21 protein-coding genes are annotated in these 25,758 nt (G+C 33.8%); all 21 read right to left on the reverse strand.

The window, feature by feature from the left end; genetic code table 11:
* Window positions 1-41 precede the first annotated feature (41 nt).
* On the reverse strand, window positions 42-341 hold the full coding sequence (locus tag J3T98_RS04760; RefSeq protein WP_267362252.1) for a ComEA family DNA-binding protein: 300 nt from the start codon (window positions 339-341) through the stop codon (window positions 42-44).
* 152 nt (window positions 342-493) lie between these two features.
* Window positions 494-2,368 carry a SurA N-terminal domain-containing protein gene (locus J3T98_RS04765; RefSeq protein ID WP_267362254.1) on the reverse strand — a complete coding sequence of 625 codons (1,875 nt, stop codon included), beginning with the start codon at window positions 2,366-2,368 and terminating at the stop codon, window positions 494-496.
* A gap of 127 nt (window positions 2,369-2,495) precedes the next feature.
* On the reverse strand, window positions 2,496-4,931 hold the full coding sequence (lon, locus tag J3T98_RS04770; RefSeq protein WP_267362256.1) for an endopeptidase La: 2,436 nt from the start codon (window positions 4,929-4,931) through the stop codon (window positions 2,496-2,498).
* Between the two features lie 162 nt (window positions 4,932-5,093).
* Window positions 5,094-6,359, reverse strand: coding sequence for an ATP-dependent protease ATP-binding subunit ClpX (gene clpX, locus J3T98_RS04775; protein WP_267362258.1), 1,266 nt, complete (start codon window positions 6,357-6,359; stop codon window positions 5,094-5,096).
* A 19-nt stretch (window positions 6,360-6,378) separates the two neighbouring features.
* Window positions 6,379-6,981: an ATP-dependent Clp endopeptidase proteolytic subunit ClpP gene (gene clpP / locus J3T98_RS04780; RefSeq protein ID WP_305054763.1), complete on the reverse strand. Its 603-nt coding sequence runs from the start codon at window positions 6,979-6,981 to the stop codon at window positions 6,379-6,381.
* Between the two features lie 89 nt (window positions 6,982-7,070).
* Window positions 7,071-8,372, reverse strand: coding sequence for a trigger factor (tig, locus tag J3T98_RS04785; protein ID WP_065734764.1), 1,302 nt, complete (start codon window positions 8,370-8,372; stop codon window positions 7,071-7,073).
* Window positions 8,373-8,477: 105 nt separating this feature from the next.
* Entirely contained in the window at window positions 8,478-9,506 is a 1,029-nt protein-coding gene (gene lpxD / locus J3T98_RS04790; RefSeq protein WP_267362259.1) for a UDP-3-O-(3-hydroxymyristoyl)glucosamine N-acyltransferase, read from the reverse strand.
* A complete protein-coding gene (locus J3T98_RS04795; RefSeq protein ID WP_267362260.1) occupies window positions 9,506-9,994 on the reverse strand; it encodes an OmpH family outer membrane protein in 489 nt (162 codons plus the stop codon). The genes lpxD and J3T98_RS04795 overlap by 1 nt, the downstream gene beginning before the upstream one ends.
* A 41-nt stretch (window positions 9,995-10,035) precedes the next feature.
* Window positions 10,036-12,465: an outer membrane protein assembly factor BamA gene (gene bamA, locus J3T98_RS04800; RefSeq protein WP_220225173.1), complete on the reverse strand. Its 2,430-nt coding sequence runs from the start codon at window positions 12,463-12,465 to the stop codon at window positions 10,036-10,038.
* Between the two features lie 25 nt (window positions 12,466-12,490).
* Entirely contained in the window at window positions 12,491-13,801 is a 1,311-nt protein-coding gene (gene rseP / locus J3T98_RS04805; RefSeq protein ID WP_267362261.1) for an RIP metalloprotease RseP, read from the reverse strand.
* A 13-nt stretch (window positions 13,802-13,814) separates the two neighbouring features.
* Window positions 13,815-14,651, reverse strand: a complete 837-nt coding sequence (locus tag J3T98_RS04810) for a phosphatidate cytidylyltransferase (protein ID WP_267357456.1) — start codon at window positions 14,649-14,651, stop codon at window positions 13,815-13,817.
* A complete protein-coding gene (locus tag J3T98_RS04815; RefSeq protein ID WP_267362262.1) occupies window positions 14,645-15,370 on the reverse strand; it encodes an isoprenyl transferase in 726 nt (241 codons plus the stop codon). The genes J3T98_RS04810 and J3T98_RS04815 overlap by 7 nt, the downstream gene beginning before the upstream one ends.
* A gap of 47 nt (window positions 15,371-15,417) precedes the next feature.
* Window positions 15,418-16,050 carry a cAMP-activated global transcriptional regulator CRP gene (gene crp / locus J3T98_RS04820; protein ID WP_034903327.1) on the reverse strand — a complete coding sequence of 211 codons (633 nt, stop codon included), beginning with the start codon at window positions 16,048-16,050 and terminating at the stop codon, window positions 15,418-15,420.
* An 85-nt stretch (window positions 16,051-16,135) separates the two neighbouring features.
* Complete coding sequence (locus J3T98_RS04825) at window positions 16,136-16,342, reverse strand: YheU family protein (RefSeq protein WP_065734758.1); 207 nt, start codon at window positions 16,340-16,342, stop codon at window positions 16,136-16,138.
* 126 nt (window positions 16,343-16,468) lie between these two features.
* Complete coding sequence (locus J3T98_RS04830) at window positions 16,469-17,545, reverse strand: hypothetical protein (protein WP_267362264.1); 1,077 nt, start codon at window positions 17,543-17,545, stop codon at window positions 16,469-16,471.
* A gap of 116 nt (window positions 17,546-17,661) precedes the next feature.
* Window positions 17,662-20,337: an inverse autotransporter beta domain-containing protein gene (locus J3T98_RS04835; protein WP_267362266.1), complete on the reverse strand. Its 2,676-nt coding sequence runs from the start codon at window positions 20,335-20,337 to the stop codon at window positions 17,662-17,664.
* A gap of 470 nt (window positions 20,338-20,807) precedes the next feature.
* A complete protein-coding gene (purF, locus tag J3T98_RS04840) occupies window positions 20,808-22,328 on the reverse strand; it encodes an amidophosphoribosyltransferase (RefSeq protein WP_267362267.1) in 1,521 nt (506 codons plus the stop codon).
* Window positions 22,329-22,346: 18 nt separating this feature from the next.
* Window positions 22,347-22,832 carry a CvpA family protein gene (locus J3T98_RS04845; protein ID WP_065562475.1) on the reverse strand — a complete coding sequence of 162 codons (486 nt, stop codon included), beginning with the start codon at window positions 22,830-22,832 and terminating at the stop codon, window positions 22,347-22,349.
* 70 nt (window positions 22,833-22,902) lie between these two features.
* Complete coding sequence (locus J3T98_RS04850) at window positions 22,903-23,457, reverse strand: SPOR domain-containing protein (protein ID WP_267362269.1); 555 nt, start codon at window positions 23,455-23,457, stop codon at window positions 22,903-22,905.
* The gene (gene folC, locus J3T98_RS04855) at window positions 23,447-24,736 is read right to left on the reverse strand and encodes a bifunctional tetrahydrofolate synthase/dihydrofolate synthase (protein ID WP_416380618.1); all 1,290 of its coding nucleotides are present in this window, start codon (window positions 24,734-24,736) and stop codon (window positions 23,447-23,449) included. Before folC ends, J3T98_RS04850 begins: the two co-directional genes overlap by 11 nt.
* Window positions 24,737-24,739: 3 nt before the next feature.
* Window positions 24,740-25,630, reverse strand: a complete 891-nt coding sequence (gene accD, locus J3T98_RS04860; RefSeq protein ID WP_267357443.1) for an acetyl-CoA carboxylase, carboxyltransferase subunit beta — start codon at window positions 25,628-25,630, stop codon at window positions 24,740-24,742.
* Between the last annotated feature and the right edge of the window lie 128 nt (window positions 25,631-25,758).

Here is a 25,758-nt window from a genome sequence, read left to right on the forward strand (position 1 = left end):
TATCTCCCAACAGATAGATTATCTATTGGAAGATAGGATATTTATAATGTGATTTTTCCTATATTTTTATCCAGCGTTGCTTGACCAATACCAGAAACTTCCTTTAATTGTTCTATAGATACAAAAGGACCAAATTTTTCTCTATACTCAATAATTTTCTTAGCTTTACTCATCCCAATACCTGTTAATACTTTACTTAGCTCTTCAGCTGTTGCAGTATTAATATTGACTTGTACAATTTGCTCTTCTTTTATAGTGACATCTGTTTTCGAATCAGCAAAACTAACTGTTGAAAAAAGTAAAGATGAAAATAAAAGGCATAATAGTATAAAAATTTTCATGTAAATTAACTCCAAAATAATTATGCAACTAAATTTGCTTCATAACTATCTCATGGAATTAATTTGCTAAATTTAAATATTCATAAAAATGCGAAAAGCCACCAAAGTGGCTTCTCTTTTTTTGATTTATCACCAAAATTTTTCGATCTTTATCACAAATTTGCATCTGGCATGATTTCAATCTTGGCTTTAGAACGGATATCATTTGCAAGATAATGATAAGTGTCAGACAGAGATAATGGTAATAATTCTGATGAAATATCTTGATATTCTTTAGGCGTATCAACATCAGTTATGACGACAATATAAGCGGTATTATCCTCTAAAAATTCCGCATTAAAACGATTAGATTTTCGCCCTGAAATTGATGGTTCTAAATTAAAAACCATATCTACGACTTTTTTGTCTAAATCTGTCGAATCTCTATGTAAAACATATTTATTACTAAAGCTAATTTTATCTGATTTTCCAGTAGTATTTAATTCATTTAAGAGATTTTCAACATTAGCTTTAAAATGACTCTCGGAAATATTTTTAGATAGTTTTCTATTAATTTCTTCTTTAACCTCGTCAAAAGGAGCTACCCCCTCGGGGCGATAGTCAGTAACTTGAATAATAAAATCATAACTACCATTAGCTCTTTCAACTGGAATTAAGTCTGATATATTAAGAGTCGATTGTCCATTAGCGATCATTTCTTCGCTAAAGACTAAATCACTAATTTCAGGATGAATCATAATTGTAGATATCTCTTTATAACTTGTCCAATCAGTTGTTTGAACTGGAAGACCTGTTTTTTCAGATAACTCTTCAATAGATTTAGGCGATTGAGATAAGGCATTTTTCATTTTATCTTCAATAGCATTAAATTCATTTTGTAATTTTTGTTTGCTTAAATTCTCGTAAATTAAAATTGAAGCATAATCAAAATCCATAGTCTTTGATGGTACCTCACCATCAAGTTTAATTATAATAAAGCCATCATCAGTAGGAATGGGTTTTGAAATTTGGTTAACTTTTTTCAATTTTGCTTTTTTAAAGAACTCAGGCAGAGAATCATCATCAACAAACCAACCTAAAGAACCATTCTTACCATAGGCTGAAATATTATTATTATTTTGATTTAGACTTTCAGCTGTATTTTGAAAATTTGCGCCTGAAGATAACTCTTTAACGATCTTGTCTGCTTGCTCTTTGTCTGTAACAAAAATAGCACTAAACTCTTTTTTTGCTGGGTAAGAATATTTTTTTAAATTTTGTTCATATTCTTTTTTGATATCATTATCAGTTACCTTAATGGTTTTAACGATGTCATCTTTTGAATTATAGATATATTTTAATTTTACTCGATCTTTCTTTAAAAATTCATTTTGATGTTCATCATAATACTTTCTTTCATCTTCTTCAGTGATATTAACATCTTTCATATCATCTATTGAGGAGTCAACTTTAGCAGCATAAATTTTTCTTGTTTGATTTTGTAACAAATTGATTTCAGAATCAGATGGTAAAACAAAACTAGTTTTAACTAATGCATCAATAACTTGTTCTTGTTGTAATGATGTTTTTAATATTTCTGCATAACTATCTGGAGTAAAACCGTTTTCAGCAAGTAGATTTAAATAATTTTGATTATCAAATTTACCATTTACAAAAAATACTTTTTGCTGTTTAATGAAATTTTTTACCCGTTCATTACTAATTGCTGCATGAATTTTTTGTGAAAATTGATAAGCTAAATAGTTATCTATTTGCTGAGCTAAAACACTTCGTCGGACCATTTTAATAAACGAAGCATCACCACCCTTGATATTATTTAATTGTTGTTTTACTTGAGTCTCAAATTGAGCTCGACCAATACCTTCTCCGTCAACTTTAGCAATATATAATTGCTCATCATTTACATTTCTACTACTGCCACCAAAGCCTAAGAATCCAACACCAGTAAAAATAAAACATAAAATAATAATAGCAAAGATTATTTTAACAACAAGACTGTTTGCAGCTGTTCGAATTTTTTCCATCATAGCTTGTCATTCTCCATATACCTGAATTTTAATTTCGCAAGTATATCATATTTGCCAAAATTGGCTATTATCTAATTAAAAGTCGAAAAAAAAGCCAACATAAAGTTGGCTTTTTGATTTGTTTATTTTAGTTTAATCGAGTTGAAATGTTAGCTGTGTTTTTAATTTTTTTAACAGATTTTTTAACAGGCGACTTTATTTTAACTTTTTCCTTAACTTGCTCGATACCAAACGGATTATTTTGCAATGCAATCGTCAATACGTCATCTATCCATTTAACAGGTTTTATATCAATTTCAGCTTTAACATTTGCTGGAATTTCTTCGAGATCTTTAGCATTATCAATAGGAATTATAGCTGTTTTTATACCACCTCGATGAGCAGCCAATAATTTCTCTTTTAATCCACCAATTGGTAATACTTCACCTCGTAGAGTAATTTCACCTGTCATGGCAACATCTGCACGAACAGGGTTACCCGTTAAAGTAGATACTAATGAGGTACACATTGCAATGCCTGCACTTGGACCATCTTTAGGTGTAGCACCATCAGGAACATGCACATGTATATCACGCTTTTCATAAAAATCGCTATTAATACCCAATTTTTCAGCGCGCGAACGAACAACAGTAAGTGCCGTTTGAATGGATTCTTGCATAACGTCACCAAGTGAGCCGGTATAAGTTAATTTTCCTTTACCAACAACACTCATTGATTCAATGGTTAGCAAATCACCACCGACTTCTGTCCATGCCAGACCATTCACTTGACCGATCCGGTTTTCACTTTCGGATTTACCATAATCAAAACGCTGTACACCCAAGTAATCTTTTAAGTTAGTTTGAGTTACACTTACTTTACGTAGACGCTTGTTTAAAGCCAATTGTTTAACGACTTTACGGCAAATTTTAGCAATTTCTCTTTCTAAGCTTCGAACCCCTGCTTCACGAGTGTAATAGCGAATAATGCCAATTACAGCTGAATCATCAATATCAATTTCATTTGCTTTTAAGCCATTATTAGCAATCTGTTTAGCAATTAAATGTTGTTTAGCAATGTTCAATTTTTCGTCTTCGGTATAACCAGATAGTCGAATAACTTCCATTCTATCAAGTAGTGGTGCTGGAATATTCATTGAATTAGCTGTCGCAACAAACATTACATCAGATAGATCATAATCCACTTCTAAATAATGATCATTAAATGCATTATTTTGTTCAGGGTCCAGAACTTCCAGCAATGCCGATGCAGGATCACCACGCATATCAGAAGCCATCTTGTCAATTTCATCTAATAAAAATAGCGGGTTTTTTACACCAACCTTTACCATACGCTGAATTAATTTACCTGGCATTGAACCAATGTAGGTTCTTCGGTGTCCTCGTATTTCGGCTTCATCGCGCACACCACCTAAAGCCATACGAACATATTGTCGTCCCGTAGCTTTAGCAATGGATTGACCTAATGATGTTTTACCAACGCCTGGAGGCCCGACTAAGCATAAAATTGGACCTTTAACTTTATTAACTCGACTTTGTACAGCCAAATACTCTAAAATTCGGTCTTTTACACGATCCAGCCCATAATGATCTTTATCTAAAACTTTTTGTGCAGCATTAATATCTTTCTTTACTTTACTGCGCTTATTCCAAGGAACTTGTAACATCCAATCAATATATCCGCGAACAACAGTTGCTTCAGCAGACATAGCAGGCATCATCTTCAGCTTATTAAGCTCAGATAGTGTTTTCTCCTTTGCCTCTTTTGGCATTTTTGCTTTAGTAATTTTTGAGTTTAGCTCTTCAAATTCATCAGGTTTATTATCTATATCACCTAGCTCTTTATGAATAGCTTTAATCTGTTCATTAAGATAATATTCCTTTTGCGCTTTTTCCATTTGTTGTTTGACGCGTTGACGAATATTTTTTTCAACTTGCAACAAGTCAATTTCTGACTCCATTAATGAAATAAGCAACTCGAAACGTTTTTCTAAATCAGCAGTAACTAAAATCTCTTGTTTTTGTTCAACTTTTATATATAAGGTAGCAGCTATGGAATCTGCTAATTGAGATGTCTCTTTAATTAAATGTATTGAATCAACAACCTCTTGAGTGACTTTTTTATTAAGTTTCGCATAATCATCAAAATTTGATAATAAGACTCTTATCATAGCTTGGCTAATATTATCAGCTTTCTTAGATTCTTTTAGAGGTTTAATATTTGCAATTAAAAAATCATCATCTTTTCGTTCAATAATATCAACAATTTTAGCTCGCGCTACACCCTCAACCAGAACTTTAACTGTACCGTCAGGTAATTGAAGTAATTGTAAAACATTGGCTATAGTACCTACTTCGTACAAATCCTCTACATCAGGTTCATCTTGTGAAGGATATTTTTGTGTTACAAGAAAAACTTGTTTATCCATCTCCATTGCACTTTCCAAACAACGGATTGATTTATTACGACCAACGAAGAGAGGAATTACCATATGTGGAAATACAACAACATCACGCAATGGTAAAATAGGCATAATCATTTGTTTAGTTTGTTTTGTCTTCATTTTATTCTCTCGGTAGTACAAACTTATCTGTTTTATATTGGGGTGATTTTAAGATATTCAAGCTTATCCTGTTTTAAATACGTAGTACAAGAAATGTACATACGTATTTCATTTTTTACATAAATGCTACTTACCAGCTTGAATAGGATAATTGCTTATCTATTATGCAGATAGTTCTGTATCTTCACGAAAAATCAATTTAGGTGATTGCAAATGATTTACCGTATCTTCCTCAACAAGTACTTTTTTGACGTGTTGCATTGATGGTAAGTCATACATTGTATCTAACAGTATATTTTCGACAATTGAACGTAATCCTCGAGCACCTGTTTTACGTTTCATCGCATTAATTGCAATGGCATCTAAAGCTTCTTTAGTAAATTCCAGTTCTACACCATCCAACTCTAATAAAGCATTAAATTGCTTGGTTAAAGCATTTTTAGGTTCGGTTAATATATTAACTAAAGCATCTTTATCAAGTTCTGATAATGTTCCAATAACTGGTAATCGACCAATGAATTCAGGTATAAGACCAAACTTAACCAAATCCTCTGCCTCTATTTGAGCTAATAACTCAGACTCAGTCGCTTTATTTTTAGTACTTTTCACATCAGCACCAAAACCAATACCCGTATTAGTAGAGACTCGATTTTCAATAACTTTATCTAATCCACTAAATGCCCCTCCACAAATAAAGAGGATTTTAGAAGTATCAACTTGTAAGAATTCTTGTTGAGGATGTTTACGTCCGCCTTTAGGAGGAACGGATGCAACAGTGCCTTCAATAATTTTTAATAAAGCTTGCTGAACACCTTCTCCAGAAACATCTCGAGTAATAGATGGATTATCTGATTTTCTAGAAATTTTATCAATTTCATCAACATAAATAATGCCACGTTGCGCTTTTTCTACATCATAATCACAACTTTGTAATAATTTCTGGATAATATTTTCTACATCTTCACCCACATATCCTGCCTCAGTCAATGTGGTTGCATCAGCCATGGCAAAAGGGACATCGAGAAAACGCGCTAATGTTTCAGCTAATAATGTTTTACCGCTACCCGTAGGGCCAATTAATAAAATATTGCTTTTACCTAATTCAACATCACTACGGTTAGAATAGCTACGTAAACGTTTATAATGATTATAAACAGCAACTGATAATACTTTTTTAGCACGCTCCTGACCAATAACATATTCATCAAGATGAGCTCGTATTTCGTGCGGTGTCGGTAATGGTTTACTAATAAATTCTTCATGAGAAAGAAAACTTTTCGTTTCTTCTTTTAGAATATCATTACATAGTCCAATACATTCATTACAAATATAAATAGATGATGGCCCAGCAATTAGCTTACGGACTTCATGCTCACTTTTGCCACAAAAAGTACAATAGAGTAATTTTTCTGAGTTTTCTTTATCCACTTTCTTTACCTATTTATTATTAAGATCGTTTACTGTATATGGCGTCAACTAATCCATATTCAACTGCTTTCTCGGCTGACATAAAGTTATCACGATCTGTATCTTTTTCAATTACACTAATATCCTGACCAGTATGCATTGATAAAATATTATTTAATCGGCTTTTAACCTGTAATATTTCTTGAGCATGAATTTGAATATCTGACGCTTGTCCTTGAAAACCACCTAATGGTTGATGGATCATGACGCGTGCATTAGGCAGGCAAAAACGTTTACCTTTAGTACCAGCAGTTAAAAGTAATGAGCCCATTGAACATGCTTGTCCAAGACAAATAGTACTAACATCTGGTTTAATAAATTGCATCGTATCATAAATAGCCATACCAGCAGTCACTACTCCACCAGGAGAATTGATATATAAATGGATATCTTTTTCAGGATTCTCAGCTTCAAGAAAAAGCATCTGAGCAATAATCAAATTTGCCATATTGTCTTCAACTTGCCCAGTTAAAAATATAATTCTTTCTTTTAATAATCGTGAGTAAATATCATAAGCTCTCTCGCCACGAGAACTTTGCTCAACAACCATTGGAATCACACTCATGTATGGTTCTAAAGGCATTTTCATCTCCTAATTAAACAAAATAGCCCAAACAATTGATCCTTATTTGGGCTTATAATGAATTTTAATTAAATAAAGTGACAAGCTGCTTAAGCAACTTGTTGATTCATTAATTCTGAGAATGAATAAGTCTTATCTGTCACTTTTGCACTAGCTAATAATAAATCAACTACTTGATCTTCAAGTGCAACAGAACGGATATTATCCATTGCTTTCTTATCTTTACGATAATAATCAACCACTTCTTTAGGATCTTCATAAGCAGTTGCAATTTCATCAATTAAAGATTGTACTTTTGCTTCGTCAGCCTTTAACTTGTTACTTTCAATGATTTCGCTAAATAATAGTCCAACTAATACACGGCGTTTAGCTTCTGCTTCGAATAACTCTTTAGGTAGATCCATTGATTGTTTAACATTACCACCAAAACGAGTTAAGGCTTGTTGACGTAAGACATCAATTTCTCGATCAATTAAAGCAGATGGAACTTCAATATCATTATTTTTTACTAAACCATCAATGACTTGTGTTTTGATTTTATTGCGAATTGTTGCATTAAGTTCACGTTGCATATTTTTGCGTACTTCTGCTCGTAAACTTTCAACTGTGCCATCAGCAATACCAAATCTTTTCACTACTTCTTCAGTTAGTTCTGGTAACTCAAGTTCTTCAACTTTTTTAAGTGAAGCAGAAAATACTGCCGGTTTACCTTTTAAATTCTCAGCATGATAATCTTCTGGGAATGTAACATTAATATCAAATTCATCTCCAGCTTTGTGACCGATGATTGCATCTTCAAAACCAGGGATCATTCGACCTTGTCCTAATACAAGCGCAAAATCATCAGCTTTGCCGCCTTCAAATTCAGCACCATCAACTTTACCTAAAAAGTCAAGCGTGACACGATTTTGTTCTTTCGCTGTCTTTTTAACAACTTTCCAAGTACCTTGTTGTTTACGTAAGGTTTCAATCATTGTTTCTACATCAGCATCAACAACTTCAGCTACTGGTTTTTCAACTTCGATTTTATCTAAATCTTTGATTTTAATTTCCGGATAAACTTCAAATTCAACAGTGAAAGTATAATCTTCACCATTTTTATATTCTGTTGGAATATATGTTGGCGCACCAGCTGGATTTAATTTTTCTTGGATAATAGCATCGATAAAATTACGTTGCATCAAATCACTTAAAGCGTCTTGTAAAATAGAAGCACCATAGCGTTGTTCAACAATTTTTAAAGGTACTTTTCCTTTACGGAAACCATCAATACGGACTTTTTTTGCTGTATTGATAAGTTCTTTATCAACTGCTTTGGTAATATCTTCTGATTTAATTGTAATTGATAAACGACGGCCTAAACCTTCTGTTGTTTCTACCGAAACTTGCATCTTTATACCTCGGAATTATTGAATGTATTTGCTCATAATTATAAATTGATTAATTGAGCTAATTAAATTTATAAAATAGGGAAGCATTATACCGACCGTAATCGTCTACGTCGAGACATTTAATAGCTTCTTCTCAAGTGCTTTCAAACGTTTATTCATTTCATCAATATGTAAAACTAATGAAGCTGTTTTACGCCATACTTTATTTTGTTGTAATGGAATACCCGATGAATATACACCCGGCTCAGTAATTGGTCTCATAACCATACCCATTCCAGTCACAGTTACTTGATCACAAATTTCCATATGGCCGTTAATAACACTCGCACCACCAATTAGGCAATGACGTCCAATCTTTAAACTACCAGCCATAATAACACCACCAGCGACAGCAGTATGATCACCAATAATATCGTTGTGCGCAATTTGACATTGATTATCAATAATGACGCCATTACCGATGACAGTATCATCTAAAGCACCACGATCGATTGTTGTTGATGAGCCAATTTCAACGTTATTACCAATTACTACCCGACCAAGCTGGGGGATTTTTATCCATCTACCTTTATCATTTGCATAACCAAATCCATCTGCACCTATTACTGTTCCTGATTGGATCAAACAGTGTTCACCAATAATACAGTTATGGTATATAGATACATTAGACCATATTTTTGTGCCTGCACCGATTTGAGTATCTTTCCCAATAAAACAGCCAGCGCCAATACAACAGTTATCACCAAGATTTACACCACTTTCAATAACCGCATTTGGACCAATTGATACATTTTGTCCAAGCTTAACAGTAGAATCAATCACCGCTGATTGTGCAATGCCTTTAGCTGGTAACGGTGTCGTATCTAAAAGTTGTGCTAATTTTGCATAAGTAAGATAAGGATCTTTAACAATCAAAGCAGCCCCATTCCAATATTTAAGGCTATCTTCTGTCATAACAACTGCTGAAGCGTTACAAGTTAATAAATTGATTTGGAATTTTTTATCCGACAAAAAAGTGATTTGGCCTTTTGTGGCACTTTTCATTGATGCTACACCGGTGATAGTTAATTCACCATCACCATATAATGTAGCATCAAGCTTGTCAGCTAATTGCTCTAGACGAAAAGCAAACATTATTTTTTAACCTTCTCCAAAACTTTGTCAGTAATATCTACAGCGTCAGAGGCATATAAAACGGTATCTACTCTTAAAATAAGATCATATTTTTCTTCAGCAACGATGGTTTTGACTGCTTCTTGAATTTTGGTTAGTAATTTACCAGCTTCTTTTGTTTCGCTTTCACGATATTCATTTGCGAAAGCTGTGGCTTTATTCTGAAAATCTGCAATAGTTTTATTTAATTTAGTTTTTTCGGAAGATGACAAAGTTAGACCTTCTTTCTTTAAACGTGCAGCAGCTGCATCAGCAAGCTTTTCTTCTTTTTCTAATGCTTTAGCTCTCGCTTCAAATTTTTGGTTCAATTCTTTACCGATTGCTTCTCGTTCTGGCATACGATCCATTACGGATTTAATATCGATAACACCAATTTTAGTTTCAGCGTTTGCAAAGCATGTAAAAAGTAGAGCAATACTGATGCCAACAACAGATATAATTTTTTTCACTTTATTCACCTATGTGTATTTTAGTTATTAACAACATGGCATTACCATGTTGAACCTATATTAAATTGGAATTGCTGAGCTGAATCACCATGATATTTCTTTAACGGCTGTGCATAAGAAAATACCAATGGCCCTAATGGCGACATCCATTGAACAGCAAGACCAGCAGACATTCTAATATCAGATGGGGAACTATAATCAGGAATATTTTTGCCTTTTAGATCCCATTCACTATCCCAAACCGTTCCTGCATCAAAAAATACAGATGTTCTAATACTATCTGCATATTTTTCACTTGCAAATGGTGTTGGGACTATTAGCTCCGTACTTCCGAATGCTAAGGCATTACCACCTATTGCATCTTTAGAACTAGTACATTGAGCTGTATCGCCTAAGGTTCTACATCCATCTACGCCTGTTTTAAAATATACTGCTTTAGGGCCGACAGTGTTTGTTTTAAAGCCACGCAATACAGTTGAGCCACCTGCATAGAAATTTTCATAGAATGGTAATTCTTTTCCACCAAATCCACCACCATAACCTAATCGTCCACGAGCTAAAAATACCCATTTATGATCGGCATCAATTGGATAATAATAAGAAGCATCACTAACCATTTTATAGAATCTATTATCAAATACTGGCACTGTCGCTTTTAAATTAGCGGTTAGTTTTAACCCATCTGTTGGGAAGTAACCACGATCTAGTGAGTTATATGTCCAATAAGCGTTCAATAACAAATCATTGGTGTCATATGAATAAGACTTATCTTTATTTTTCATATTTTCACCCATTGATTCAAAATAGCGCCACATATTATACTGAGGTTTCATATCAGCTAATTTATGATTAGCGTATTCTGTACCAAAACGAACAAAATTATTTTCACTAATCGGGAAGCCGAGGTCTAAATTAGCCCCCCAAGTTTTACTTGAATACTCAGATTCATCATCATCACTATCAGTTTTATAAGTATTGTAGTAAACGCTACCACCTAAACTAACACCATCAACAGTAAAATAAGGATTAACAATCGAAACAGATGCACTTTTATCACTACTGGTTGTATTAATATCAAATGAAACGCTATTCCCCGTTCCTAACCAGTTATCTTGAGAAATTCCAGCATTAAAACTTATACCACTGTCTGAGCCAATACCCACGCCAAATTTAATACTACCCGTATTACGTTCAGCTACTTTATAAATAATATCAACTTGATCATCAATGCCAGGAACTCGTTCAGTATTCGCTTCAACACTTTCAAAGAAACCTAATCGATTTAAACGTTCTTTACCAAGTTCAACCAAACCATTGCTCAACCATGATCCTTCCATTTGACGAAGTTCACGACGAACCACACTTTCACTTGTAATTGTATTGCCGACAATTTTAATATTGCGTACGTAAAAACGTTGCCCTACATCAACTAATACTACTAATTTAACAGTATGTGATGAGTCATCCATTTCAGGCTGAATAGCTACTTGAGGATAAGCATAGCCAAAATTAGCCAACAATCGCTTAATATTATCCTCAATATCAGTTATTTTTTTACCATTATAAAGTTCACCTACAGTAAGCTTTTCTTTGGCTAGTTTTTGGATTGCCTCTTCATGTCCTGCAAAGTTACCTTTAAAATCAAAATCGGCTAACTTATATTGTTCACCTTCATGAATATTAATAGTGACATAAATCCCTTTTTTATCTGGCGTTAAGCTAACTTGTGTAGACTCAATATTAAATCGAGCATAACCTCGATTTAAATAAAAGCTTTGCAACTCATCTAAGTCCGATGCCAATTTTTGCTTTTGATATTTACGATCACCAAGCATATTCCACCAAGGCACTTCATCACGTAATGAAAACCGTGAAATAAGCTCTTCAGATGAAAAAGCTTTTGCACCCACGATATTGATTTGATCTATTAAAGCAGATTTACCTTCAGCAATAACTAATTTTAAATCAACACGATTTCGAGATAATGGTGTTACGACGGCTTTGATTTGAGCATTATATTTACCAACACTATAGTAAAAATCTTCTAGCCCTTTTTCGATTCCTGAAAGCATTGTACGATCTAATGCATCACCTTCTCGAATACCGGTACTATCTAAATTCTTTTTCAACATGTCATCTTTGACAGATTTGTTACCAGAAAAGGTAATACTTGCTATAGTTGGGCGTTCTTGGACATGGATAATTAATCTATCTCCATCACGAGAAACAGTAATATCATCAAAATTACCGCTGGCGTAAAGTGATTTGATAATGCGACCTAAATCAGATTCATTCACATAGTCACCGACTTGAACAGGCATTTCAAGCATCGCAGCACCGATTGTAACTCGTTGCAAACCTTCAAACTTGATGTCCCTAACCACAAAATCATCAACACAAAATGCATTGGAACTATATACTGCTGTGGTACTAAACAGCAAAGATGCTATAAGTAATTTATTTATTTTCATCGTATATATTTATAACCTCATCCCATTACAATCGTAAAATATCATTAAATAGTGCAATTCCCATTATTACCATTAATAAAACAAATCCGATACGAAAAAAACGCTCTTGTGCTTTATTCGATAAGGCATTTCCTTTTATTTTCTCAAAAAATAAAAAAAGCAACTGCCCGCCATCTAACATAGGTAATGGAACAAGATTGATAACTCCTAAACTTATACTAATAAAGGCTAGAAAATATAAGTAAGGGGTAAATCCATAACTTGCTGTTTGCCCTGCGCTTTTTGCTATTGTAATTGGTCCTGATAAATGTTTTAGACCAATCACTCCTGTTACTAATTGATAAAGAGAACGAACCGTTAACTTAGTCGTTAACATTGTTTGTTTCATCGCTTTATCGAATCCATTAAAAAAACCATATTGTTTAATTACTGCATCAGATGTCGGATAGAAACCTGCAACACCTTCTCCATTTCTATTTCTTGTTGGCTCAAGTGTAAGATCTACGTCTTTATTGTTCCTACTTACTTTAAGTTTTATAATTCCAGCTTTTTTTATAATATCTGTAAAATCATTCCAATTTTGATAAAAATGATCATTATAACTAATTATTGTATCACCTACTTTTAAACCAGCTTGAGCTGCTGCTGAATCGGGTACAATTTTACTTACAATTGGATAAATTTCCAATTGTTTAGGTATAAATCCAAATGCTGTGATTGCAGATTCCTTTTCTATATCAAAATACCAATTACTAATATTAACATCTCGACTAACTTCTTGTTGCTCAATACCAGTACTATAGGTAACATTAATATTGCTTTTACCTAAAGCAGAAATCAATGCTGCATTTACGTCATTCCAAGAGTCTATTTTAGCATTATCAATCATTCTTAACTCTGCACCTGCTGGCATATTTATAGATGCAGCTGGAGTTGAAGGTATAATATTTTTTATTCTAACAGGATAATCAACCACACCCGTCAAAAAAATAACCCAATAAATAATTAAAGCTAAAACAAAATTGGCAAATGGTCCTGCAAAAATAATTGCAGCCCGTTGCAAAATACTTTTTTTATCAAAAGCGAGTTGTTCTAAATTAGGGGATAATTCACTCGTTCTGCTATCGAGCATTCTAACATATCCGCCAAGTGGAATCATAGCGATAACTAATTCAGTTCCATTTGAAAACCTATGCGACCATATTTTTTTTCCAAACCCGATTGAAAAACACTCTACATGTACTTTACATAGCCGAGCAACCAAAAAATGCCCAAACTCATGAACAGTAACTAATATACTGATAGTAATAATAAATAACAACAGTGACCAAAGCAAAATCAGTAACCCTTTAGAATAAATGCAAAGATAATATAGTAAATACAGGAACTGCCGCGGTTAAACTATCAATACGATCTAAAATACCACCATGCCCTGGGATAAGATTTCCACTATCTTTAATTCCTGCTTCACGCTTAAACATGCTTTCAGTCAGGTCACCTAATACCGAAGCCAAAACAGCCAATAGAGAGCTAAATAAAAATTGAGTAAAATTAATATTAAAATAACCAGTTAAGTAAGCGATCACACAAACTAAAATTGCTAAACTGACACCACCGATAAAACCTTCTACCGTCTTTCCTGGTGAGACTTTAACAGCCAACTTCCGTTTACCAATCGCTCTTCCAGCAAAATAAGCACCGGTATCGGTTGCCCATACTAACACAAATACATAGAGCAACCAAATAGCCCCCGTATAACTATTAACACCGTAATTAATAGTCCGTAATTCAAGCATTCCTATAAAAAAAGGTACTAAGGTAAAAAAAGCAAACAACAGCTTAATTAATGGTGATTTAGACCAGTATTTTGCTGAGTTAGGATAACCTACAACTAGTAACAAAGCGGTTAACCACCAAATAACTGATAAGCAAATTATTAAAGCAAATAACTTACTTTTTAGTGTTGACTCAATTGGTATGAAGTAAAGCAAAACTATTGAAAAAACAATTAAAAACAAAAGAACTGTTTTCTCGGTTCTTTCTGCTAAAAAATTACGCCATTCCCATGCTGCTAATGCACAAACAGCAATGATTAAATAAGAAAATATCGATAAAGGTGCAAAAAATAGTGCAATAATAACAAGGGGAATAAGTACGATGGCTGTTAAAATACGCTGGATTAGCATGAAAGGTCCTCATTTAGAACGCCACCAAAACGCCGTTCTCTAGTGTTAAAAATATTTATCGCTTCATCAAATGATGCCTGATTGAAATCAGGCCACAATGTGTCAGTAAAATACAATTCTGCGTATGCACATTGCCATAATAAAAAATTACTAATTCGGTATTCGCCACCGGTGCGAATAACTAAATCAACTTCAGGTAAATCATTCATACAAATAATCGAGCCAAAATATTCCTCATTGATATCCTGTGGCGTTATTTTACCATCTAATGCTTGTGAAGCTATTTTTTTAGCTGATTCAACAATATCCCAACGACCACCATAATTAGCTGCAATATTCAAGGTAAGGCCAGTATTATTTTTTGTTAAAAGCTGAGCATCAATAATAAGATTTTGAAGATTTTGATTAAATTTTGATATATCACCAATGATATTTAATCGAACATTATTTTTATTTAAATTTTTAATTTCGCGATTTAACGCATAAATAAACAGTGAAATTAAAGCAGTAACTTCATTAGCTGGACGTTTCCAATTTTCACTACTAAAAGCATATAAAGTAAGCACTTTTACATCTAATTTTGCTGCATATGTGACAATTTTACGCACCGCTTTTAAACCTGCTCGATGGCCTTTAGCACGTAATTGATTTCTTTGCTTAGCCCATCGACCATTACCATCCATAATAATCGCCACATGATTGGGAATATATTGTGCCATGTATAATCTCGTTATATATCTATCATATTAATGATAATTTCGATAAATCAACGGGTGCCATAAACAACTATCGTCTTACCATGTGCTGAAATTAGGTGTTGATCTTCAAGCATTTTTAAAATTCTTCCAACGGTTTCACGTGAACAACCGACAATTTGCCCAATCTCTTGGCGGGTTATTTTTATTTGCATACCATCTGGGTGAGTCATCGCATCAGGCTGTTTAGTTAAGTTTAATAGTGTTTGTGCAATTCGACCGGCTACATCCAAGAAAGCTAGATTACTTACTTTTTCTGATGTAACTTGTAACCGGCTTGCCATTTGACTAGCTAATCGCATTAATATATCTGGGTTAACTTGCACTAGCTGTTTAAATTTTTTATAGGATATTTCGGCCACTTCACAGCTTGTTTTCGCTTTAACCCAAGCACTACGTTCTGTACCTTCTTCAAAAAGACCTAATTCACCTAAGAATTGATTTTGGTTTAAATACGACAAAATCATTTCATTACCTTCATCATCTTTAATCAATACCGCTACAGATCCTTTTAAAATATAATAGAGAGTTTCGGCTTTTTCACCTTGATGAATAAGGGTACTTTTCGCTGGATATTTATGAATATGGCAATGAGATAAAAACCATTCCAATGTTGTATCTGATTGCTGTTTACCAATCATTATTCCTTCCTCTCTATTCAAATTACTACAGTAACACTATAACAAAGTTACAGAATAAATCATATACTCACTAAAATGATTTTAATCATTATTTAATAAATTTAATATCTACTGTTTCGTGTAATTCAGACCAAAAAATTGCAGCTGAACCATTAATTAAATGAAGTTTTACATCATTCACTTTATCTTCAAGTGATTTTTCTTGCTCACCATAATCAGTCCCTTCTCGTAAAACAAAGTATTCTATTAGATTGTTTAATGTAGTTGAATCAAGAGATTGCCAAGGAATTATCATAATTATATTTGCTGAGTTAAATTACATTAATTTATTTTAACAAGTTAATTATAAGAAGTGCATACAGAATATTAAATAAAAAAACCACTCAGTTGAGTGGTTTTAATTAGTTTCATTAAATAATGATTAGTTTGCAGTAACTTTAAGTTTGTAGCCTTGAAGACCTGCTTTAGTGCCCATTGAGTATTTTGAGTTATGTTTAGCTGGGTTATTAGTAGCAGGATCACCTAATACAATTGTTCCATAGCCATGAGTAGGATCTCTATCTAATCCATAACTAATTGCAGTAGCAGGAGCTGGATCTCCAGCATAAGTACCATCTAGATGCCATGTAAAGCTATAAGCTGAAGATTTATTCATATCAGGAGTAGATCCAGTAAAATTAGGGGCATTCGAAACAGCACCGCCTGAATTATTCAACCATACAATAGCCGCTAATTTATCACCATACATTGGAGTTGAAGCTGGATTGGTATCCGCTGTAGTAGCAAGGTTAACTGCTAAATCTACAGAACCATCAGACTTATACTTGAAGATACCCAAAGCAGTAGCCCCTGGAAGTTCGACAGGACCAACTGGGTTGTCTGGATCAGGATCACCTGGACCTTCGTCGCCCGTACCTGGATCGTTTGGTTTAGTATCATCTTTCTTAGGAGGATTAGCAGTAGACCAAATATCAGCAACACTTAACCATTTACCATGGTCTGGACTACCAAATTCCGTTCTTTCTTCAAGTTGGAAACCAATTTGTTCAGCCCCTGCCATTGAATTACTAATTTGGAAAGAAATATGACCTTTTTCACCATCAGCTTCATACGCTATAGCGGTATCAGTGATATCTGTTACTTGTTGCCAAGCACCATTAACACGATCCAATTTCATCCAAACTGTTAATGTACCTGCTACTTTCCTTGCTGATGTTGGATCTTCATCCCCATCACTATCTTTTAAATTATAAAAAATGTGGATGTAATCACCAACTTTAGCTTTTTCACCACTACCAATAGCAGTTGTACCAGTAGCATTATTTGAGATACGAACTGTCATAGTATGAGCTGCTGTTCCAGCTTGAGACCACATCACAGGAGCGCTACCTTGAACTGCGTTTGTTGTAGTTACAGGACTTATTGCATAAGCACTACTTGCAGCATAACCTGCTAAAAACAAGCTTAATGCAATTTTTTTTATTGCTAATTTTTTCATGTTTAACTTCCTATTTTCTCTAATAAATTAACATGTTATATTTATATGAATACACCATTTTTTGGTGTTGCCTTTTAAATCACCTTCGATAATTCGAAGATGATTAAAATTTTTCTCTAATTAACTGAAACTTGTAATTTAAATCCTTGATCTCCAGCACATGCTACTGGTGATACTGCTACCTGATTAAGATTTATATACCCTGGAGCTCCAGCCACAGCAGGAATGCTTGTACCTGTTGTTGCATAACTAGTCATGTTCGTTCTGATAGTGTAAGGTGCATTCGGCCCCATACTTACGTTAAACCAAGGACCATAAGGATTATCAACATAACTCGGTAATGTTGTCATTGCACTTCCAGGACAAGCTAAACTATTTGAACCAACAAGTGACCATATAACAAATGGATTGGTAATTTCCACAGTTTCAGTATCATCAACGTAAGCTTTTACGGTATATTCAGTACCTACGTACCATCCAGTAATACCTGGTTCAAAATCAAGTACGTTTCCATTTTGTCTAGCAACTAAAGTTCCATCATTACGATAGACTTTAATGTAACCAGCTCTACCACCACCAAAATTAACCGAAGCTTTGTTGAAAGACTGACCATAACCATCTAATTTGATAGAAAAATCAACTGCTCCATCAAAGTTTGAAGCAACATCGATGGTGTAAGTATCACCAATAGCTGTTATACCCGCTGCGGTAGAAGCATTTGCTGAAATGTTATCGTTCATTTTAACTTTTTCAAAAGATTTAACAATGACACAACGTTCTGATGTAGGACAACTTCTTACAGTTCCGGAAGTACCATCAATTAAATTGACTTTTGTACCATTACTGGTTGCGGTCCACAAATCAACTACTGATGATTTGAATGTATTGCCTACCTTAGACATCAATGATTGGTCACTAAAACCATCATAACCATCCCCAAAGCTTCCACTTCCAGTAGGCGTTCCAGGGGTAACCAAACTTGCTAATAGCGTTATTGAAGTCGTACCATCAGCAACAGCTTGTACAGACGTTGTTGGATTTCTTAACATGTCAATCGCCCAAACACCTACTTTACGAATATTTAAATTAGGTAGAACTTCGAATGAAACTGAATTAGATGTTGCTGAATTTCCTTTACTATCAGTAACCGTTACTGCCAGGTTATACACACCATTAGTACTAATTGGCAATCTATTCCCATTTCGGTCTATGTAACTAGGTGCAACAATCTTCCAATTCTTAACATCAGCAGGAGGTGTTAACCATGAAGAGCTAGTACACACTCCCACAGCAGAACATAAGAAACCACCACCATTATCAATATCTTGCATATTGCCGGACCAAGCTAAACTTGATATACCTTTGGCGTTATGAACGCCTATAACTAGATCATGAGTAGTACCTTCAAGTAATTGAAGAGAATCTAAACCTAAATCAACAGTCATTTTCTTTTCTTTATATTCAAGAACAATATAGTTATTACGATCAACTAAATCATACCGACTGCCTTTTAAAGAGCGTGCCGCTTGAACCATATCCGGATCTAGCTGATCTTTTAACGGTGTACCAATACGATAATTCATGGTTAATTCAGCGCTTGTAACTTTTTTGTTATCTTGTCCGCGCTTATGCTGAGCTTTAACGGTAAATAAAGGCACTGGGGTATAATCCAATCCAACAGTGATCGCTCTTGGATCTTTTTGTAAATTATCCTTACCAAATAAAGCAACCTTATCACCGTAGTATTGTTCATACATAAGTGATCCGCCTAAATGAGGATATTGAGGTAAATAGCCCTGAAAGCGAATGTCAAAACCTCTAGCTGCTCGTTCTAAATAGTCATCAAAGTCTCTTGATTCTTTCCAATCAGATAATGGATGATAATAGTTAGCAGCAAACTTCATATAATCAGTCCAGGCTTCAGCTCCCAGACCTAAACGATTATGTGAACGTTGGAAATCATGATCAAGAAAGGCGTTATATCCTAATAACCATTTATTATCAGCTACATCCCAACGTTGACCGATACCAAAGTTACCAATATGACGATTATGCTCGTATTCTTGGAATGATAACTGACTAAAAATCAGCGTGCTGTCCGTATCAATCAATGGGCTAAATAACTTAACATTAATATTATTGAATTCACCCTTATCGCTTAAATCAAACTGTAATTGAGCAGTACCAAAACGCCCTAAAAAATTTTGAGCAGCGCTACGAAGGGGATCTACTACTTGTGAATGAATACCATTACGGACATAATTTTCAGCATAATCTTTACCTTTGTTTTTCAAATGTCCAGAGATACCGCCATTATCTGCTGAAGTAATATTTTTCCAATCTTGAGTTGCAAGTGTTTGCAAGGTAGTAGCTACTTGGCTCGATAGTGCATCTTTGTCTTTATTTACATCGTAATTATCATCAGAGCCTAGCGAAGGTAAATTTGAGTATTTATCTTTCTTATTATTTTTATTTATTGCCGGTAATAAAGGAGAATTTTCAGGTAAAACTAATCGTTCATCGACTTCAACCATATCTTTTTTATCGAAACGACCTGCATTCATAGCACGTAATTCAGAAATTGAAATATTGCTTAATAACGCAATTTGGTACAAACTACGTTTTTGATTATTAATCATTTCTCGAGCTTTAGTACCATTTTTTAATTCAATGATTTTATTGCTATCAACCACATTCGACGGTTGCTGAGTATCAACAGCATAAGCATAATTCCAACTTAACGTAGCCATTACAAATGCTGAGATAACTCTTAAATTAAGATTCTTTCTCACCGTAATCATTCCTTATATTTCACCAACTTTAAAAAGGCATCGTTTTTATTTACGTTGCTATACTGTTATTAAAGTTGCTATTATTTAATATGTTGTTTTCATTATGCGACTTTTATACTAGATATTATTCGCGTCAAAATTAAAACTTCTTTACAAAACAGCTGTATTTGAAAAGATTTTATTACATAATTGTAATTTATAAAACTGTTTTATAACTTTTTTTGACATCTTTTTGTAAAGACTATTTTTTTGATTATTAATCAAGCTGTTAGTTAATTATATTTTTGTATAAAACTTACGACTTTTATTAATTAATCAACTTAATATTACTTTTTAGTAATAGAAATTAAACAACAGAATAATATTTTAATTGTAAAATAGGGAGGCTAATTTATGGGGTGCAAATAAGCTTGAACTATTCACTTCAAGCTTATTTATGACTTTAGGTTATATTTTAGAAAATTAAATGACTAGTATTGACCTTCATTATAAATTTCAAGATTTTCAGATTCTTTAATTGCTATGATTGTTTTATTTTCGGCTCTGTGATGCTCTAGAGTGTCAAAATAATTATCATCAATTCCTTCAGTAACATATTTTCCATCAAAAACAGAACATTCTAGATGATGAATATTAGGATTTTGCTCTTTAATACAATCAATTAAATCCGAAAGATCTTGAAATATTAATTTATCTGCTCCAATTTCTTTGGCAATTTGACCAACAGAGCGGTTATAAGCTATAAGTTCACTAGCAACTGGCATATCAATACCATAAACATTAGGATGTCTAATTTCAGGCGCTGCCGAAGCAAGATAAACTTTTTTAGCACCAACTGAACGCACCATCTCAAGTATTTTTTCCGATGTCGTTCCTCGAACAATGGAATCATCAACTAGAAGAACATTCTTACCTTCAAATTCAATACGATTAGCATTTAGCTTTCTTCTTACTGAAAGTTTTCGTTCCGCTTGACCTGGCATGATAAAAGTACGTCCAACATAACGGTTTTTAACAAATCCTTGTCGATAGGGTTTATTCAGAATTCTGGCAATTTCAAGCGCGGCATCACATGATGTTTCAGGAATAGGAATTACTACATCAATATCAATGTCTTTCCATTCTCTAGCAATTTTTTGACCTAGTTTCTGCCCCATTAATATACGGGATTGATATACTGAAACACCATTCATCAATGAGTCAGGGCGGGCAAAATAAACATATTCAAAAATACATGGATAATATTGAGGATTATTTGCACACTGTTTTGAATAAAGTTGTCCATCTTGAGTAATATAGATAGCTTCACCAGGTTCAACATCACGCATAAATTCAAAATCGAGAATATCTAAAGCAACACTTTCCGATGCAACCATATATTCTGTCTTTTGATTATCAAGCACTTTTTTACCTATCACCAAAGGACGAATACCATATGGGTCACGAAATGCGACTAATCCATGTCCAATAATCATTGCAACACATGCATAAGCACCTTTAATGATTTGATGTACCCGATTGATAGCGGTAAAAATATTTTCTGCAGTTAATGGATACGTAGGGAATTTATCAAGTTCGCTAGCAAAAATATTAAGTAATACTTCTGAATCAGAACTTGTATTAATGTGGCGTCTTGCTAATTCAAATACTTTATTTCTTAATTGGTCGGTATTAGTTAAATTACCATTGTGTGCAAGTGCAATACCATAAGGTGAATTGACATAAAATGGTTGCGCTTCTGAAGGGCTTGAGCTGCCCGCAGTGGGATAGCGAATATGCCCTATTCCTAAATTACCTTGTAAACGCAACATATGATGTTCTTGAAATACATCTTTAACTAAACCATTTGCTTTACGTAAGCGAAAACGATTTTGCTCGTCGATAGTTACAATCCCCGCAGCATCTTGTCCTCGATGCTGCAAAACAGTTAAAGCGTCATAAATAGATTGATTAACTGTACTGCATCCTACAATACCAACAACACCACACATACAATGATTACCTCAAAGTTATTGAACTAAAAATGAAGACGACTGCTGTATAAAATCAAAAAACCAACGAATAATAAAATGAAAATGCGGAATTAGCTGCGATTGCTCCCACTCAGGAGATTGGGATAACGGTGTGAAAGTATCGACAAAAAAGAGCACTGCCGCCACAACTAAAATCCCCCTTAATACACCAAAACAAATACCTAATACGCGATCTGTACCTGATAGTCCTGTTTTTTGAACCAATTGCCCAATAATATAAGAAACAATAGCACACACAATTAGTGTAGCAATAAATAAAATAGCGATAGCTACAGCAATACGAATTACATCACTATCAAAATAAGTTAAGTAACTAGTAATATGCATGTAAAAACGACTTGCTATAAAAAAAGCCAGAACCCAACTTATTAGGGATAACGCTTCTTTAACAAAACCTCTAATAATACTAATTAGTGCAGATAAAATAATCACACCAATAATCGTATAATCAACCCAATTCATCATAATAACTCACAATTTTATATTAATATTTTTATTTAATGTTTGTACTCATTAAAGAGTAAAATAATTTTTAATTTGTAACAATAACACCTTTTAATTTTGTTAAATTGTTTAGGTTACTAAGCAACTGCTCTGCTTGCTCTTTTTTTGCATAAGGACCGACCTGTAATTTTATTAATTGATTAGGTCCTGGATTACTTGGAATGATTCTAACGTCATAATTGTTTAGCCTTAATAATGCCACTAATTCCTCAATTTTTTTCTTATTTTTCAATGCGCCAAGTTGAATCATGTAGGGCTTATCTGTTTGTTCAGAAATAGATGAAGCATCGCTATTATCATTATCAGGTGATGCTAAAGGGCTAGTATATTGATCAGAATCAGGTGTATAAGATTGTTCAAATCCTGAATCACCATTAATAGTTGACTCATTTTGTGATGTAATCACTTGATTTTGTTCATTTACTACTTCTGGTTGTAAAATAGGAATTGTAGGCGTATGTAAATTAGATTTATCTGTTATGATATTAGGTGCAATTATAGCAATAGTTAGCAATAATGTAGCAAAACCAACTAGTTGATTCCTAATTTTATTTGAAGTAGTTTTCTCTTGATTAGTATCCATGATTACATTTGCCTAATTTATCTAAAACGGCAGATACAGTATAAAATGAACCACAGACGACAATAATATCATCTTCTTTTGAATCTTGCATGGCCTTTTGATATGCATTATCAACTGATTCAAACGTAGTTATATTTTCTACTTTATTATCTTGCAAATACTGCTTTAATACCTCAGCATTACATCCACGCTCACCGTAAAGTGAAGCACAATACCATTGATCAGCATTTAATAAAGATAGAGTGCTTTTAATATCTTTATCTTTCAACATACCAATGACAAACCTAATCTTACCAATAGTAGGTTGTTTCTTTACCAATAACTTAATTTGGTTAGCTAAATAGTTAGCAGCATGAGGATTATGTGCAACATCAACAATTACAATTGGTGATGTCTGTATTATTTGAAATCTTCCAACTAAATTTGTTTTTTCAAGACCCTCGATTATTTGATTCTGGTCAATTGAAAGCGAAGAATAAGTTAGTGCTGCTATTGCAGTAGCAGCATTAGCTAAAGGCACATTGGGAATAGGCAATTGATCATACTGTTTTAACGGTGAAATGAATTGCCATAATGAATCATCAATTTGTTGATATGACCAATCTTTATTAACTACATAAATAGGACAATTCACCGTTTTAGAAACATCTATAATAGATGATGGTATCTCTGGCTCACCAACTATAGCAATACTATTGGGTTTAAAAATACCTGCTTTTTCTCGACCAATACTTTCTCGAGTATTGCCTAAATATTCTACATGGTCGATACCGATTGTAGTAATAATTGCTATATCAGCATCAATAATATTGGTGGCATCAAGTCTTCCACCTAAGCCTACTTCTAGAATAACTACATCCAATTGAGCCTGTTTAAATTGATATAATGCAGCTAACGTTGCATATTCAAAATAAGTTAAGGAAATATTTCCTCTCGCTTTTTCAATTTCAACAAAGGCATCAACTGTGTCTTGCTCTTTTGACTCTTGATTATTTATTCTAACCCTTTCAGTAAAACGCACTAAATGAGGAGAGCTGTAAACTCCAACATGCTTATTTGCAGCAAGTAATATCATCTCAAGCGTGCGGCAAGTCGTTCCTTTGCCATTAGTCCCTGCCACCGTAAAAACATAAGGGGCTGGCTGCAAAAGATCTAGACGCTCTGCAACTGTTCTAACACGCTCAAGTCCTAAATCAATGGTCGTTGGATGTAATTGTTCCAAATAAGAAAGCCATGTTTCAAGATTAGACATGGCATCAGGAATTTCAGGTCGCATGATTAATTAAATAGTCTCATCATTAACGATAGAATCAAAAGGAACTGGGAGTTTCATTAATTTAGCTAACAGACCTGCAATTTTAGGGCGCATATCACGACGATCAATAATCATATCAATTGCACCTTTTTCTAATAAGAACTCGCTACGTTGGAATCCTTCTGGCAGTGTTTCACGAACTGTTTGTTGAATTACTCGAGGCCCCGCAAAACCAATTAACGCTTTAGGTTCAGCAATATTAATATCACCTAGCATCGCTAGACTAGCAGATACACCACCCATTGTTGGATCGGTCATCACAGAAATATAGGGTAAACCTTCATCTTGCATTTTTGCTAAGATGGCACTCGTTTTTGCCATTTGCATTAATGAAAATAATGCTTCTTGCATTCGGGCACCACCACTGGTAGAAAAACAGATTAGTGGGCATTTATCTTCAATTGCCTGTTCTGCAGCTCGCGTAAATAAAGCTCCGACAACAGACGACATTGAACCACCAATAAAAGCAAATTCAAAGCAGGCAACAACGACTGGAATGCCCAGTAATGTGCCTTTCATTACTACCATCGCTTCTTTTTCATGCGTTTCTTTTTGAGCGACAGTTAAACGATCTTTATATTTTTTGGTATCTTTAAACCTCAAAATATCTTTAGGAGCAAGTTCTGAACCAATCTCTACATCAGAACCTTCATCTAAAAAACGATATAAGCGAACTCGGGCAGGAATATGCATGTGATGATCGCATTTTGGGCAAACTTCTAAATTACGATCAAGTTCAGCTTGATAGATAACCTGCTCACAATTACTACATTTGGTCCAAACACCACCTGGAATATTTGCCTTTTTATGATCTGACGATATATTATTTTTACTCAGAATTTTTTCAATCCAGCTCATTATGATTCTCTCATTTGGTACTCTTTTCAATTAACGACACATTGTATAATACTTTGCAATAATTCTTAATAGTTGTTTTTATTTTTATCGCAATTAGAAGGAAAATCGATAAATTTATCGACAATTTT

It is taken from the genome of Gilliamella sp. B2772 (assembly GCF_026536985.1).
Classification (GTDB): domain Bacteria; phylum Pseudomonadota; class Gammaproteobacteria; order Enterobacterales; family Orbaceae; genus Gilliamella; species Gilliamella apicola_E.